We start from the raw sequence: 15,696 nt of genomic DNA on the forward strand, positions 1-15,696 counted from the left end.
TTTCTAAATTTTGAAATCACGAATGACTTTTAAAATGAACTGATTAGCTGCAGGATTACTTTTTCTTCCTGAAAGATAATCTGAAACTTCTTGTTTAGTCATTCCATACATCTTTGCGAGATCAGTAGATTTAATATCATTTTTCTTTAGATATTCTTTTACTAACTCTCTTCCTGGCAATGTAGATGGCATAAAATCACCTCTTACTTATAAAATTTATACAGTAAGTAGAAAAGTAATAAAAAGTATTGCATTTTTAACCCGATAGGATAAAATGAGTGTATAAGAAATAAAGCATTAATCGAGTCCCCACTCTTTAAATATGCTGTTTTCTTTATTACATTTTTTATTACTAATCAACTTACAGAAATTATATTAACCCTATTGGGTAAAATATGCAATAGATTTTATCCAATTTTGCTAATTAATTTTTGTGAAATTGGAGAAAATATTGATATGACAACATTTGAACGAATAAAACTTTTAGCCAAAAAGAAGGGATTATCTCTTCAAAAAGTGGCTGAAAACTCGGATATAGGAATTAATACTATTTATAAATGGAAAAATTATGATCCAAAAGGTACCGATTTATCAAAAGTTGCTACTACCCTACATACAACAACTGATTATTTACTTGGAAGAACTGATAACCCTAATCCCCCTTCGGATAATGATGCTCCTGGCATTGAGTGGAGTGATCTAGGCATGGCTTATGGTGGCAAGATCCCTAAAGATTTAAAAGGTATGTACAAAGCCATAGCTCAACAATACGTAAAAGACCACCCTGAATCTGTCAAGAAAGATGATGATGATTAATGGATCAAGTTATACGGTGGCTTATGAACTATTGTATGGATCATGGTATAGGTGTTGTTTATAGAAACGATTTACCAAAGGATGCTCCATCTGTAAGTTATCAAAATCCTAATTTAATTATTTTTAATGATCAGTATTATGAAGATATTGCTAAGCCTTTCATGTTAGCTCATGAAATCGGACATGTTATGAATGGTAATCCCGGATGTAATGGTTTAATCAATGGTATTGGTAAAGAAGAAAATATTGCTGATACATTTGCAATAAATCTATTTTTGGAATACTGCTCAGATCAAGACATTTGGTTTGATAATATTTATGATTTTGCCAAAGCTTTCGGCATTCCTAGTGATAAATATTATCTTTTAGAAAAAATGGTTAGTTAAAAAATTAGAGGTATATCATGGGACTATTTGATTGGTTAATAGGTAAAAAAGAAACTGGTACTAACGAAATTTCTCTTTCATCCAATAATAAAAATAGAGTTAAAAATGCTAACAGAAAGCAATTTACTTCCCTGCTTAAAAAATTTTATCAATCTCAAAATTATGAAAATATTCCTTATATTGAATCTGAAGAATCAGCTAAATTTGTATGGGAAAATTCTCAAGGTTCTATTTCTTTAGCAGTTCTAGTTCCAAAAGAATATATGGAAAATATAAAAATTAATAATGAAAACTATACATTTGGTGACATTGTTTTATTGTGGTGGTTAAGTTCGCGAAAAAATACATCAAATATTCCACATTACTTTGCTAGAAATTATGGAATTAATACTGAGGAAAGCATTAATAAAATGATTGACTATGGATTGCTCAACCAAAATAAAAAGCCAACTGAGGAAGGATTGTGTGTGATTAAAAAATATAATTCAATTATTAAAAAGCACAGATCTAAGAAGAGTTGGTCTGGAACTGGTCCGGTTAAATATGATTATTCCCCTACTTTAAAAGGTGAAGCAAAAAAGAAAGAAATGCTAAAACATGTTTTAAAACAATTTGATGATGAAATTCAATTTTATAAGGAATCTAAAATACATCATTTTCAATGGATGACAGCTAAAGACCCTTGCCCCGTGTGCAAGCGACTTCAAGAACAAAATACTGGATTAGGTAAAGGTATATACAGAACTAGTGACTATAGAAAAATCAGAAAATACATTCACTATGATTGTAGATGTACCACTACGCCTTATGATAAAAATTTGCCAGACATCTTATGATAGTAAGGTCCAACAACTGAAGACTTGAAAAGCTGATGTAGATATTATTTACAAGATAATTTGTTAGTTAGAAAGCGAAAAATAAAATGAAAAAAATTAATTTAACATCTTTCTATATTAGTACTAGCGATACTGCAAAAGTTAATTTTATTCCCACCAATAAAAATGAATTAACTAATACTAGTGCTAATCTCACTTTCTACATAACTGAAGAAGAAAAAGAAAAAATGGAGAAATTATCAGTTAATCAATTATATTGTGTAGCAAAAGCAAATAATTCCACGTTGATATCCTCCACAGTTGATATACCAGTTGAAAGTATTGGTTATAAGAACTTTTTAGAGCTTAGCTTCGTTTTTGATGTTCCTAATGAAATCGAAAATGAATTAGTAACCAATGTTAATGTTTCTATTTGGTACATAGATAAAGATATAACAAAAGAAAATCTAGAACCTAACTCTTTTGAAAAAATTTTTGATACTAATATTTTAGTTAGTGAGGTGGATTAATGAGTACCAACAAAAGCACCACGCTCCATATAGTTAAAGGCAATACCATAGACCAATCTTCTAATTTTAGAGATAATGGTAATGGAGGTGAACCACCTATGGATAAAGATAAGTATGTTACTCATGGAGAATTAGAATTTAGTAATGAAAAGATCCTTCATCATATGGATAATAGATTCTCTGAATTTGATCGCCACATGGATAAACGTTTTGCTGAAATGAATAGACATTTTGCTGAATTGAACAACAACATCAATGAAGTTAAAAATGTCGCTAATTTTGCCAACAAAAAAGTTGATTGGATTCTTGGAATATTAGCTTCAATTGTTGCCGGTATTGTGGTTGCTGCTATTACTAAATTATTAAATTAATTTGGTTCAAATACTGATGATTTTAAAAGCTGATATAGTTTTTTAGGAGGAAAAGAGATGGATTTTATTATTGGAATTATTGGGCTTGCATTTGTTGCTTCACTGATCTGGACTGTAGCCTTGTGGGTTAATAGCAGAAAAAGCGACAATAAGGAAAAGCTCAAAAAAGCACTAACAATTACAGGAGGTCTATTTGCTTTTGGAGTAGTTTTAAATATATTGTTTGCTCCAATTAGTAGGAATAATAGTTCAAGAAAAAGCAGCACTGCTAAGGTAACTAAGAAGTCTTCTTTTAGTGAGAAAAAACAAAGTAGTTCTTCTAATAACAAAAAAGAAGAAAGCCAAAAAAGTGATGGTTATACAGCAAAACAATTGAAAGTCATTAATAAACAGTTAGTTAAAGATTTAAGAGAAGATCAAGAATTTGCAACTGAAGGTAATAATAATTATGACTACGCAAATTATGTTTTAAAAATCAATTTAGAAAACAAAGCTGCAGCTAAAGTATGGGTAGATGGTAATTTTGATAGATTAAGTAATGAAGCTAAAACTGAAGTTGGTAAAAGAACAATTAAGTTAATTCAAACTTCAATTGTAAGTAGCGGTATTAATCTTTCGGCCGAAGATGAACAATTCGGTATTAGATTATCCGTATGGAATGGACCACAATTTGAAGGCCATTCAAAATTATTAAACTCATACGAATTTAAGTGGAAATAAAAACAAAAAAACTCACCTACTGCGCCAACAGTAAGTGAGTTGAAATGAGCTACGCCAATAGCTCAAAATAAATGTATTTGAATTAAAACAAAGCTATACTTGATAACTCTGCTCTCTTATTGTAGCAGACTATTAAGCATGCTCACAATAGGAGTTTTTTATTATGGCATCAATTAAGAAACGTGGAAAAACCTGGTATGTTAGATTTTCTAAAAGAATAAATCAATGGGATCCTAAAAAACAAGCTACTGTTTCTGTTTTAAAGCAAAAATCTAAAGGTGGATTTAAAACTAAAGCAGAAGCTCAAGCATATGGTGTAAAAATGGAAGCTGCTGATTTAAATGGAGTTGATGTTATTCAAGACCCTGTTTTCTCAGAATATTATCAAGACTGGTATGAAAACTTCAAATTTCCTTCACTCAGTCCATCTACCCAAAATAGATATAAAATAAATCATAAATTTATTCAAAACTACTTTAACGATACCAAAATAAAAAGCATTACTAGAAAACAATATCAAGATTTTATAAATAATTTTGCTAAAGATCATGCTTTAATTACCGTAAGAAAGTTGAACACATCCATTAGAGCTTGCATTAGTTATGCCATTGATGATGGTTTACTAAATCGAAATTTTACTAATCATATTTCAATTTCTGGTAATGAAGACCAAGAACGTCCAGTAAAATATTTAAATTTAAAAGAAATAAAAACTCTAGTAAAATCATGTAAGCAAGATTTAAAACCTGAACATACTACTAAATATTTAATTCTAGCAGCAATATATACTGGTGCTAGATTAGGTGAACTTTCTGCTCTCCAATGGTCTGATATTGATTTTAAGCATAAAACTATTTCAATTACTAAATCATGGAATCAAGATAGACGTGATATGCGTAAACCTAAAACTAAATCCTCTAATAGAGTTATTTCGGTTAATTCTTCTTTCTTAGAGCTTTTAAAATCACTCAAGGTAAATCATACTGAATTTGTTTTTGGAGTCCCTGATAGTGGTTTTCCACCCACAAGCAATGGTGTAAATAAAGTTCTTAAATCTGAACTTGCTAAAAATAATATACAGAAAACTAATTTCCACTTTCATAGTTTGCGTCATAGTCATGTTGCTTATCTTTTATCAGAAGGTGTAAATATTTACGCGATTTCAAAAAGACTAGGACATTCAAATATTGGTATTACTCTTCAAACTTATGCTTACTTATTAGATGAATTTAAAAATGAGCAAAACAATCTAATTTTAAAATCTTTATCTAAATTATAATGTGCAACTTTTGTGCAACAACTTTAAAATTTCTATGAATTATCAAGAACGCATTTATTGATTTATCAGTATTCTTAATTTCTAAAAGCTCTTAAAAATCCATAAAATATCCTTTAGCGGGCATAAGTTGAGTCTAGCAGGGATGCTAGGCTTTTTGTTTCCCTAAATATGTGCCTTCTGCGGTATAATTAAGGTATACGATAGCGTTTTAGAAACGAGGCTATTATTATGAAAAAAAGACTGACAAAATCAAGAAATAAAATTTTCGCTGGTGTTTTTGGCGGTATTGCCAATTACTTTGACCTTGATCCAGCTTGGGTAAGAATTATCGGTGCTGCTTTGATCATCTTTACCAGCGTAATTCCTGGTGTTGCTCTTTACATTATTGCTGCAATGGTAATGCCTGAGCCAGGTGAAGAAGCACCAAAAGCTGAAAAAAGTAAGACTGATTATCAAACTGGCCGTCCAAACACAATGGATGGTGAATTTACCAAGCCTGATAATCATGATGAAGAAAACAAAGACGAAGATACAAAATCTGACGACATACAAGATTAATGAATGAGACGACCGTTGGTCGTCTTTTTTTAGATTTCATTATTAATCCACAGCCACTAAAAAAGTTAATAATATGTGTGGATTTATCTCTTATTTACACTCAAAATGTTGATATATCAGCATTTCAAGCACTGTTTCACAAGTGAGATTTTTATAAATATTTATTTTTCAAAGATGTAAGCGGATAGTTGTCAAACTATTTGCTTACATTTTTGTTTCATTTGCTTATTTTTCATAAAAAAAGTTCAAATTGCGTAATTGATATAGTCCTACTTTACTAGACAGTACGGGCAATTTTTACCTTGTAAAGTATGCTTAACAGTTTGAATTAATTTACTAAAATGGCCGCAATCATTTGATCAAAAACTTGCTTTAACCTTTCCTTCAATCCGTCATTAATTATTGGAATATTTTTCAAATTAGCGATCACCTTTTCGCAATTTTCCTTAAAACTAACAGCTTTAGTGCCAATCATATTGATTAAATTAATTTGTGCATTACTTGGCATAAAGTTTTTCAAATCAAGACACAATTGCATGAAAATGAAATTATTAATATTTTGCTTTCTTGCCCTTGCAATACTTGATTCTTTTACCAACTCAATCGTTTCAATTAGCATTCGTAAGATATCAGTCTGCCCAATATTATCAAGCGATTCATTCTCACCCAGCGCTGCTTTTTCCACATTATTATTTTGAGTTTCTAGAAAAGATGGAATATTTGTCATAGTAGCGGGATAGCTCACGGGTTGTGGTTTTTGAACTTTACTATTAGCTTTTTTCATCTTTTCAATGCTAACCAACTGTAATAAGCCAAATAATTTCAAGAAATCGTCGTCCTCTTCTGGAATGACGGAAGCATCATATTTTTCAAATTTAAAATCTAATAGTTGTGACTTAGGACTTGTAGTGCCATACATTAAATCTTTTCGATATGCCCCAACAAACATATCTGCAATCTGAATTCCCATATTTTTCTTACTGTCAGCAGTTGTTAAGGTCAAATTGAAGTCGTAACCCTGCTCCTTAAATTTTTTCATCCAAATGTTCATCAAATATCGCGCAGCTACTGCAAAATCTGTCTCCTGCTTCAAATCGTCTCGAGCATCAATGATTATTTTGATATTTATTGGCTTTTGAACAGTTAACCTTCCAGTTGAAATTTCACTCATTAAGTGATGATAAATAGGCACAAGATAATTCTCCAGTCTAGTTACTGTATTAAGCTTGTCGCCGCCCTTATTGCTCATCAAGAAGAACCCAGGGCTAATCAATTGATTGCTACATTCATTGAAAAATTCTCGTCCAAGCTTTAGGGCTTCTTGATTCTGAGCATCAGAAGAATTAAAACTTTTTACTTCAATTCTCGGTTCAATATCTTTGTAGATTTCATGACGATAATTTGCAAAAGTCTTTTCTTTTATTGATCCAGGTAGCAGGTAAAAGCCAGTCAAAAAGCAGTTTGAATCGTTTAACCCATCAATATATGTACTTTCATCAACATAGATATAAATAGAATTAAATTCTTCATCCCTTGTAAGAATATTTTTGGCTAGTTGTTGGTAATAACCATTAGGAAGACTAATTTTTACATTTACCTTTTCTTTTAAAAGTTCTTTGGTGCATACGCTACTAGCTAAAAGTTTGTAATCATTCATGCATTTTCCTCCGTGATCAAACATATGATCTAAATTTGATTTAAGTATATCAAGTAATTTTATTTTTGCAAACATATGTTTTAAAAATATTTTATCAAATTCTTCGTGACAAATTAGATCACATGTTCTATAATTTTGAGCGAATATTCAGAACATATGGTTGATACACGTTGTGCTAGTTAAAAGGTAAAAAAATTAGTTCGCATAAATATGCGAACTAATTAACGATTACTTTATATATTTCATCTAAATTCCAGATAAATTTTGCATCTCTTGGTGCAGATCCAAAACACTCTTTGGAACATCATTATTATGACTTGAGATGTAGCCAGCTAATGCTTTGTCTAGTGCTAAAGCAACTTCTTGCATTGGCTTACCTGCATCCCTTCTGCCATAAGCTACTCTAAACATATCCATCAATTCAGGGTTCTTCTTAACCTCTTCATCGTGGTTAACAATTTCTTCGATTTTATCTCTAATAATTCTTTCTTCATCTTCAGCCATAATCATGACCTTCTTTCTACTTTCATTATACCTTTTAATTGTATTCGCTTACACTAATTATTACTAAAAAAGCGACTTAATTGTCGCTTTTGTTTTAACCAATATAAACATTTTTGAAATCGTAAGGTACTCCAGTAGGATTGAATGAAACGTTCTTTACACTAGTCTTAAGTAATTGTGGACTAGCAACTTGAACCAATGGAATAGTTCCCTGATCCTTCATCAATACCTTTTCAGCAGCTACTAATTTAGCCCAACGCTTAACCGGTTGATTTCCGTAAACATTTTCAGATTCGTCTAACAGTTTGTTATATTCATTGTTATTCCAACCATTGTTAAGGTAACTTGAACCTTTTTCAAAGACATCTAAGAAGTTGATTGGATCTCCAATAACTGCTTGCCAGCCTTTAATTGTAGCTTGATAGTTACCTGCAGTTTGACGTGAAATTAATTGAGTGTAAGGGATACTTTGAACTGAAACATCTACATTTGGCAAACGATCCAATTGACTTTGCAAGAATTCAACTGATTGTTTAGCAATATCATCATCACTTACAAGCAAGGTAACTTTAAGTGAATTAATTCCGGCTTCTTTGTATCCTTGACGTAACAAGCTCTTAGCCTTACTTAAATTGTAAGAAACTGCACTCTTAACATAAGCGTCATCTTCAAAAGGTGTGCCAGTCTTAGGATTATTACCCATTCCTGATGGAACAAAGCCCTTAGCTGGTACAGAACCATTCTTTAAAACATTATTAGCTAATTGATTACGGTTAATAGCGTAAGAAAATGCTTGACGAATTTTAAGATTCTTAAATGCTTTAACTTTGTTTTGGTTAAGTTCAAGACGGTTAATTCTTGAAGCTAATCTAGCATGGTAGCCAGCCTTATTCTTGTTAGAAGCTACTTGTTCACCAGAAAGAAGAGTTTCATCTGCTTTACCAGCTTGGAATAAGTTGTAACTAGTAGTTGTTGATTCACTAACTTGTTCATTAACGCGGCTCAACTTAACGTTTTTAGCATCCCAGTAGTTTTTATTCTTTACTAACGTCCAAACTTTGTTATTACCATTCCACTTCTTTAACACAAATGGTCCGGATGAAACAGTGTATTTAGCTTGAGTACCATAGTTCTTACCGTATTCTTGAACTACCTTTTGATTTTGTGGGAAGAATAATGGCCAAGCAAGTAATCTAGTGAAGTAACCTAATGGTCTAGTTAATTGAATTCGTAAATGATGATCAGAAACAGCTGTTACACCGAGGCTAGAAGGCTGCTTTTTACCATTATTGATAGCTTGGGCATTTTTAATTTGATACAGATAAAATGCCATTTGTGATTTAGTAGCTGGTGTTACAGTACGTCTATATGAATACACAAAGTCTTTAGCAGTTAATGGATCACCGTTTGACCATTTAGCATCTTTTCTTAAAGTAAAGTCATAAGTTTTACCGCCATCAGATACCTTAGCTTTAGTTGCTAAAGATAATTTAGGTTTATTGTTTTTGTCTAAGCGATATAATCCATCACCAGTATTAAGCAAAGCTTGAAAACTTGTTGTGTCTGTTGCTAAAGATGGATCTTGAGTTGATAATTGTGTCGTTTCTGACCAGTTTAAAACCTGCTTCTTATTAGCACTTGATGAAGATGAATTATTGCCACATGCAGCTAAGGTGATAGCAGAAAATAAAACTACACCAGCTCCCAAAATTTTCTTTGATATTCTCATTCTAATTACTCCTTCTCTTAGTAAATAAGTAATGAAAAAAAACGCCCTACTAGATCGAATTGATCTAATAGGGCGTCTTAACGCTGTACCACCTATTTTCGTGTTACCACCTTGGTTCGCATACGGCATAAAGCGATATGCTACCGCGATAATGGGCGGACCCAGAATTTGCTAAATATCACAAATTCGTGCTCAAAGGCCATTTTCAAAAATAAATCCAGCATTTCCTTTCACCACAATGGAAACTCTCTGAGGAAGGCTTTATTTTTTACTTTCCTTTTCATTGTTTAATTAGTTTTTAACGATGACTTAATATTAATATCACTCTTTCATAATGTCAATACTAAATATAAAAATTTTTCAATTATTTCAAATAGTGATCAAACCATCCTACTATTTCATCTAAACGTTTAATCCGATTAGCTGGGCGACCACTGCGTGACAATTCATGATTTTCACCATGAAAAAGACACATTCTAGCAGGTACTCCATGCCATAACAGTGCATTTAACATTTGCATCCCTTCTGGCAATGGACAACGATAATCTTGATCTGAGTTAATAAACAAAGTTGGTGTCGTCACTTTATCAGCATATTTCAAAGGTGAATGTTGCCAAAAAATTTCTGGATTTTTAGCTATTGTAGCCTTATTTTCAAAGAAATTATCAGCTGGTCCTATGTCTGATAAGAAACTATGTGAGAATTCACTTGCAATGCTTCGCTGACTGCATGCAGCGCTAAAGCGGTCAGTGTGTCCAATTATCCAATTAGTCATGAAGCCGCCATAAGAACCACCGGAAACACCTAATCTATTAGGATCTAATGCTGGAGTCTTGGCAAGAACTTGATCAGTAAACAGCATCAAATCTTGATAATCGTCTTCTCCCCAGTGCCCACTGATGTCAGCAAATTTATTACCTTGTCCATCGGAGCCATGAATATTAGTGAAAAACACAAAATATCCACGGCTAGCCAGCACCTGCATCTCATGATAAAAGACTTTGCCATACGCCGTCTTAGGGCCACCATGAATTTCTAATATTCCTGGATATTGTTTTCCTGGATCATAATCTTTGGGATACAAAATCCAACCATGTTGCTTAGAATTATGCGTTGCAGTATATACAATCTCTTTAGTTTGAGCGATATATTTTGGAGCTAATAATTCTTCATTTGGATCATCGACACTGTCAATTTCACCATTTTGAACATGATAAAGTTGTTGAGTTTGGTTAGCTGCCAAGCCAATGAAATAAAAGTCATTTTCATTAATAAAGGTAAAAGCGGTAATGCTTCCAGAGAATTTAAAATACGGCTTCACCTGTTGCCCATCAAAGACAAAAATTTCTGCATGATCAGTTATTGTCGAAACAAAATAGTATTTGCCTTGATAAACTTGGCTAACATTGCCTCTCCCCATCGCTTGATCGGTTCCAATCCAGCTACCTAATGAATGATCCCATTTAGCGACTAATTTTCGCAAGCTACCTTGTAACGCATAAAATTGAGGATTTTTATTCAATTTATGCGGATCATCGTTTCCAAATAAATATGGTTTGTGATTGAGACAAAACATCTCATTAAAAAATAGCGAAGTTGAAATATCAAAAGTTTCAGGAGAGAATATTTCTCTAACTTGTTTCGTTGCTAAATCCAGAACTTTTAATCCTGGAATAATTGCACGCTTGTGACGATACGAATCGCCAATCAAATACAATTTATCTTGATCCAAATAAAAGTCGTGAACGTTAAAGTATTTATCATCAATTAAATCTATTAATTTATCAGCTTGGAAATCATATTCAAAAATATGGTTACGCTTTTTATTAATTAAACCCAAGCCATTAAAATGAGACGGCAATTCATCAATAATGGTGTAATTTTCACTCGTTTCTTGAGCTAGAGATATTTTTCCTAGTAATAAAACTCTATTCTCGGATAAAACTGCGATTAAACTTACCGAGGCATCTACATTTAGGTGCTTTAATACTGTCGTCTTGCCAGTATTAAGATCAATCTTGGTCAAATCATTATTTTGGCAAAACAAGGCATGATCTTCATCGATTAAAACAAAATTAATCTCTTGATCACACTCAATTAATTTTTTAGGTTGATTATTCTCTAGGGTGTATAAAAACCATAAATAATTATTTTTAGTATGATCTGCCTGCACTTCGGTAAAAATCACACGTGAATTCAAACTTTTTAAATCGGTAATATTCCGCAAGTTCCATAAGTCCTGGCTAGTGATCTTTTCCATTTCTACACCATCCTTTTTAATCTCTCTTTAATTATATTGAGCATAGTTTAATCGATACAGTTCAATTTTGTCAAAAAAATAAGGAATAGATCCAAAATCTATTCCTTAATTCTAACTTTTAGTCTTTATTTCAAGTTGTTGTAATAGTCTTCATCTACTGGTTCATACCAAGTTGATTTAGCTTTATCTGTATCAGCCATGATTGAAAGGTGTGCAAACCATGAATCCTTAGCTGCACCATGCCAGTGTCTAGTGTTTGGTGCAACAACATAAACGTCACCTGGGGTCATCTTGTGAGCTGGCTTACCTTCTTCTTGTACCCAGCCTTCACCAGCAACACAAACTAAAGTTTGTGGAACTGTATGTTCATGCCAGTGGTTAATACAACCTGGTTCAAAAGTAACATTTGAAATACTGCAGTTAGCTTTGTTTGCAAGTGGGTTTAAGTAACTTTCGCCAGTAAAGTATTTTGCATAAGCTTCGTTTGGCTTACCAAAACCAAATGGACTGTTTTTTACTTCTTCTTCGTTCTTAGCCATATTATTATCCTTCTTTTTTATTTATTACTTATCATTTATTTCAATTAATATTCTATTCTCACAGTTACTATTTGGAAAATATTTATTATTACTAGCCAGCTATAACTTTTGCTTATGACAATGTTATAATTAAAGTCCTTGGCAGGGGCACTAAAGTCGATTTTATGTAAATCGGCTTTTTTCTCATTCTTTTTATGAAAGCGCTTTAATTATTATAAATTCTATGTTAAAGTAATGGATGTAAAGGATATATATGAATTGGAATAAACATTCTAATGTCTATTCCCAGATAAGGAGATGGCTTATTATGACAGCCACTATTGGAATTACTTTTTTAGCTCTTGAATTAATTGGCGTTTTTGTTTTAACAGCAATCACACCTGAAGATTAACGTGTAATAAATATACTTCCTATTATTTTCTACATGACCAGAAAAAGCCGGTAAATCTTATTTTAGATTTACCGACTTTTTTCTTTTCTATTAATCATTTCCGTTGCTAATTTCCTTAATATTCATTTTAGATATTGGAGCTTCACGCAAAAAGCCCAAAATATTCTGACGAACATCATAAGGAGAAAGGCGGTCACTATTATCAAGTAGTACTCTTACTACACCGATCATGCTATGAACAAATACTTGGACATTAATCATCATCGTAATTCGTTCTTTTTCAGTCATCTTTAAGTTACGTACGTCCGCTACTTGACTCATCCGCTTTAAGAATTCATCACAACCGGTTTTAAAGATTAAGTTATAGAAACGAATATCGCCATTATCAGACAATAATAATTGAATTTCTCTCTTGCGTTCAAAGCAAAATTCAATTGTATTTTTTGTGGAATTTAAAATAGTTTCTAACTGTTCTTGAAAAGGTATATTTAAATCAATGTCAGCTAACAATTTACGATCTTTTTCTACACTCTTCAAGTAATCTTCAATAAAACTATCTTCAGTGTCTTTAACTAAACAACTTACATCTGAATAATACTGATAAAAAGTTCTAGTACTTACACCAGCTGTTTGAATAATATCCTTAACTTTTAATTCATGGATACTTTTATGTTCTATACAAGTTAAAAGTGCAGCGGTCAGATTGTTCTTGGTATTTTGAACTCTAATATCTGCCAATTCGTTCCCCCATTCTATTCTCACCAAACAACTCTTTTAAACACTATTCAATTTCTCTCATCCCAATGTATTAAAACTATTATAACAAAAGTAAAAGAATATTTTACTTTTATATCAAATTTTTTCACTTTTTCAACCTTTATATACATTCATTGTTTTAACTATATTCACTTTTTATAATTTATGTATAAAGTAAGCAAATAAGGTGATATACATGTTTAACTTAAATAATAGTTACTCAATAGATGTAAAAGACAAGCAATTATTAAAACAGTTTGAACATCAATTGCTAGATCAAAATATTTACTACCCCTTCCATCCAATTAGACATATTAATTGTGAATTTATTCATTTCGTTAAAGGTTCAGGAAAAGATTTGTTAACTGATTTCGTTATGCATCCCCAATTGCGTGAGTCAATTTTCAACGAATTAGTCTATATTAGTTATCGCTATTTAGCTATAACTAAATATGATGTTGACGATTATTTCCTTAGAAAGAACCTCGTTAACTTAATTAATTTGTCTTACAACAGTAATATTATTGATGTTCCAACTTTCTTAAACAAAATCGATGAAGCTAATAAGATGAACTTTAATTAAAGCAACTAAAAAACATCTCATAACCACTACAGTTATGAGATGTTTTATTTTTTACTAATTATTTTTAGCCATGGATGTGAAATTTAACCAAAATATTTTCAATTCGACTACCCATAATCTTCTGGGCTAAATCAGTCTTAAGTGCCGCAAAACCATAAAAGATAATGCCGACACCAACAGATAAAATCACCAAAATCAAAGCCGAAATTCGATGATCTGGATTTAGGAACTTGCCTAACCCCATTTCTACCAATTTAACGACTATGAACATCCCGATTGAGAAAGCGGTGATCCCAACTAATCTACGACTAGTTCTATTTAAGTTGAAATCGTATTGTACTTCCAAATGTTTAAGTGATAAAAGCACAATTAACAATAAACCAAGATTAGTAGCAACTAAAGATCCATAGATCTTGAACAAAAAGATCATTGGAAATTGTAAGATTCCTTTTAAAATCAGGCCTAAAACTAAGTATTTAATTGCTAAGCCATTTTCTGACAAGCCTTGCAGAATCGCCATTAATACTGTGAACAAGCCCAAACTAATCGCAGTAAACGCAGATAAATATAGCACATCGCTACCAAGTGGATCTGGACCATAAAAGACAGTATAGATTGGCTTACTAATGGCTGCCATACCAAATGCAGCTGGGATCATGACGAACAGGAATAAATCCATCGTATTAGCAATCTGTTTAGAAATACTTCTATAGTCGCCTCTAGTATGTGCTGCAGATAAAAGTGGAATAGCAGTTACCGCCATTGCACTGGCCAAAGAAACGATAATCATGATCAACTTATTGGCATTTAAGCCAAACAAAGCATACCAGTCTTCAATCGTATCTGAACTTGCATGAACCAAGCTAGCAATCATTGGGTGGAAAGTATATTGGTCAACTAATGAGAATAAAGTAATTCCAGAATCAATGATGATAAATAATGGGATAGCTTGTTCAATAATTTCCGCAAATAATTGCGTTGTTGAAACTCGCAAGCGGTTATTAGAATTAGCAACTAAACTATCTAGCTGTTTTCTTCTAGAAAACAGGAACCAGATAAGTAATCCAATACCAAATGCGGCACCAACTGCAGCAGCCAAGTTAGATTGGATAACTGCGTGCACATATGAACCATGTTGCACTTGCATAATTACAAATGCTGTCAAAAGCATCCATACTACACGAGCAAACTGCTCCACAAATTGCGACATGGCACTTGGCATCATATCAGCGTAACCTTGGAAATATCCACGCATGATACTCAAAATCGGAATAATCAAAATGGCATAAGATAAGCTGCGCATAACCGCAACCTGCCTCGGGTCACTTTGACTACCATTTGATGCTAAAAGCGGCGAGGCAAAATACATAATCGCGGCTGATACCACACCCAAAATCGCCATCAAGATTAATCCCTTATGAAATAGCTTGCGCCCAATGCCATATTCATTTAAAGCATTGTACTTAGCTACCTGCTTGGCAATCGCACCGGGAATTCCCGCAGTCGAAATCAGGATAAAAATGGTATAGATATTATAGCTTCGAGCCGTTAAGGCATTGGCAATATTACCGTACTGCCCCATCCATGCATACCATGGAATGATATAGAGCGCACCTAGAATTCTTGAAGCAATCGAACCAAAGGTCATCCATGCGGAGCCTTTTAGAAAAGTATTTTGTGTATCTTTGCTATTTAAGTTATTTTCTTCTTCCATGAATTTTTCCTAATAAAAAGTATTAACTAATTAATTGTCACGCAATTCAAATAATAAGTATAAAACTTATCGTTCTTTTAGGAAAAAC

17 protein-coding genes and 1 other annotated feature are annotated in these 15,696 nt (G+C 32.4%); of the genes, 9 read left to right on the top strand and 8 right to left on the bottom strand.

Annotation, left to right across the window (positions count from 1 at the left end; genetic code table 11):
- Positions 1-3: 3 nt before the first annotated feature.
- Complete coding sequence (locus RDN22_RS01020) at positions 4-192, bottom strand: helix-turn-helix domain-containing protein (protein ID WP_308555034.1); 189 nt, start codon at positions 190-192, stop codon at positions 4-6.
- Positions 193-456: 264 nt separating this feature from the next.
- Between RDN22_RS01020 and RDN22_RS01025 the strand changes: the two genes are divergently transcribed.
- From RDN22_RS01025 to RDN22_RS01060, 8 genes are all read left to right on the top strand, one after another.
- Positions 457-816, top strand: a complete 360-nt coding sequence (locus RDN22_RS01025; RefSeq protein ID WP_308555036.1) for a helix-turn-helix transcriptional regulator — start codon at positions 457-459, stop codon at positions 814-816.
- On the top strand, positions 816-1,202 hold the full coding sequence (locus RDN22_RS01030; protein WP_308555038.1) for an ImmA/IrrE family metallo-endopeptidase: 387 nt from the start codon (positions 816-818) through the stop codon (positions 1,200-1,202). Before RDN22_RS01025 ends, RDN22_RS01030 begins: the two co-directional genes overlap by 1 nt.
- Positions 1,203-1,219: 17 nt before the next feature.
- On the top strand, positions 1,220-2,038 hold the full coding sequence (locus RDN22_RS01035) for a hypothetical protein (RefSeq protein WP_308555040.1): 819 nt from the start codon (positions 1,220-1,222) through the stop codon (positions 2,036-2,038).
- 86 nt (positions 2,039-2,124) lie between these two features.
- Positions 2,125-2,547: a hypothetical protein gene (locus RDN22_RS01040; protein ID WP_308555042.1), complete on the top strand. Its 423-nt coding sequence runs from the start codon at positions 2,125-2,127 to the stop codon at positions 2,545-2,547.
- Positions 2,548-2,645: 98 nt separating this feature from the next.
- Complete coding sequence (locus RDN22_RS01045; RefSeq protein WP_308555044.1) at positions 2,646-2,918, top strand: hypothetical protein; 273 nt, start codon at positions 2,646-2,648, stop codon at positions 2,916-2,918.
- Positions 2,919-2,975: 57 nt separating this feature from the next.
- Positions 2,976-3,638 carry a hypothetical protein gene (locus RDN22_RS01050; protein ID WP_308555046.1) on the top strand — a complete coding sequence of 221 codons (663 nt, stop codon included), beginning with the start codon at positions 2,976-2,978 and terminating at the stop codon, positions 3,636-3,638.
- Positions 3,639-3,801: 163 nt separating this feature from the next.
- A complete protein-coding gene (locus RDN22_RS01055; protein WP_308555048.1) occupies positions 3,802-4,917 on the top strand; it encodes a tyrosine-type recombinase/integrase in 1,116 nt (371 codons plus the stop codon).
- A gap of 228 nt (positions 4,918-5,145) precedes the next feature.
- Positions 5,146-5,475: a PspC domain-containing protein gene (locus tag RDN22_RS01060; RefSeq protein WP_308555051.1), complete on the top strand. Its 330-nt coding sequence runs from the start codon at positions 5,146-5,148 to the stop codon at positions 5,473-5,475.
- Positions 5,476-5,803: 328 nt separating this feature from the next.
- Here RDN22_RS01060 and RDN22_RS01065 read toward each other — a convergent pair whose 3' ends face one another.
- The 6 genes from RDN22_RS01065 to RDN22_RS01090 all read right to left on the bottom strand — a co-directional run bounded on the left by RDN22_RS01065 (position 5,804) and on the right by RDN22_RS01090 (position 13,293).
- Positions 5,804-7,132: a DUF3800 domain-containing protein gene (locus tag RDN22_RS01065; protein WP_308555053.1), complete on the bottom strand. Its 1,329-nt coding sequence runs from the start codon at positions 7,130-7,132 to the stop codon at positions 5,804-5,806.
- Positions 7,133-7,378: 246 nt separating this feature from the next.
- Complete coding sequence (locus RDN22_RS01070; RefSeq protein ID WP_308555055.1) at positions 7,379-7,636, bottom strand: bacteriocin immunity protein; 258 nt, start codon at positions 7,634-7,636, stop codon at positions 7,379-7,381.
- Between the two features lie 94 nt (positions 7,637-7,730).
- A complete protein-coding gene (locus RDN22_RS01075; RefSeq protein ID WP_308555057.1) occupies positions 7,731-9,365 on the bottom strand; it encodes a peptide ABC transporter substrate-binding protein in 1,635 nt (544 codons plus the stop codon).
- 65 nt (positions 9,366-9,430) lie between these two features.
- Positions 9,431-9,658 (bottom strand) — a binding site (T-box leader).
- Positions 9,659-9,729: 71 nt separating this feature from the next.
- A complete protein-coding gene (locus RDN22_RS01080) occupies positions 9,730-11,625 on the bottom strand; it encodes a S9 family peptidase (RefSeq protein WP_308555059.1) in 1,896 nt (631 codons plus the stop codon).
- Between the two features lie 125 nt (positions 11,626-11,750).
- Positions 11,751-12,164 (bottom strand): cupin domain-containing protein, encoded by a 414-nt coding sequence (locus tag RDN22_RS01085; RefSeq protein ID WP_308555061.1) that lies wholly within the window; start codon positions 12,162-12,164, stop codon positions 11,751-11,753.
- A 481-nt stretch (positions 12,165-12,645) separates the two neighbouring features.
- Positions 12,646-13,293 carry a TetR/AcrR family transcriptional regulator gene (locus RDN22_RS01090; RefSeq protein WP_308555063.1) on the bottom strand — a complete coding sequence of 216 codons (648 nt, stop codon included), beginning with the start codon at positions 13,291-13,293 and terminating at the stop codon, positions 12,646-12,648.
- A gap of 214 nt (positions 13,294-13,507) precedes the next feature.
- Between RDN22_RS01090 and RDN22_RS01095 the strand changes: the two genes are divergently transcribed.
- A complete protein-coding gene (locus tag RDN22_RS01095; RefSeq protein ID WP_308555065.1) occupies positions 13,508-13,894 on the top strand; it encodes a hypothetical protein in 387 nt (128 codons plus the stop codon).
- 64 nt (positions 13,895-13,958) lie between these two features.
- On the opposite strand, the gene RDN22_RS01100 is transcribed toward RDN22_RS01095, so the two are convergent.
- Positions 13,959-15,608 carry a polysaccharide biosynthesis C-terminal domain-containing protein gene (locus tag RDN22_RS01100; RefSeq protein ID WP_308555067.1) on the bottom strand — a complete coding sequence of 550 codons (1,650 nt, stop codon included), beginning with the start codon at positions 15,606-15,608 and terminating at the stop codon, positions 13,959-13,961.
- Positions 15,609-15,696: the final 88 nt, after the last annotated feature.

This window comes from uncultured Lactobacillus sp., assembly GCF_902491705.1.
Taxonomy (GTDB): Bacteria; Bacillota; Bacilli; order Lactobacillales; family Lactobacillaceae; genus Lactobacillus.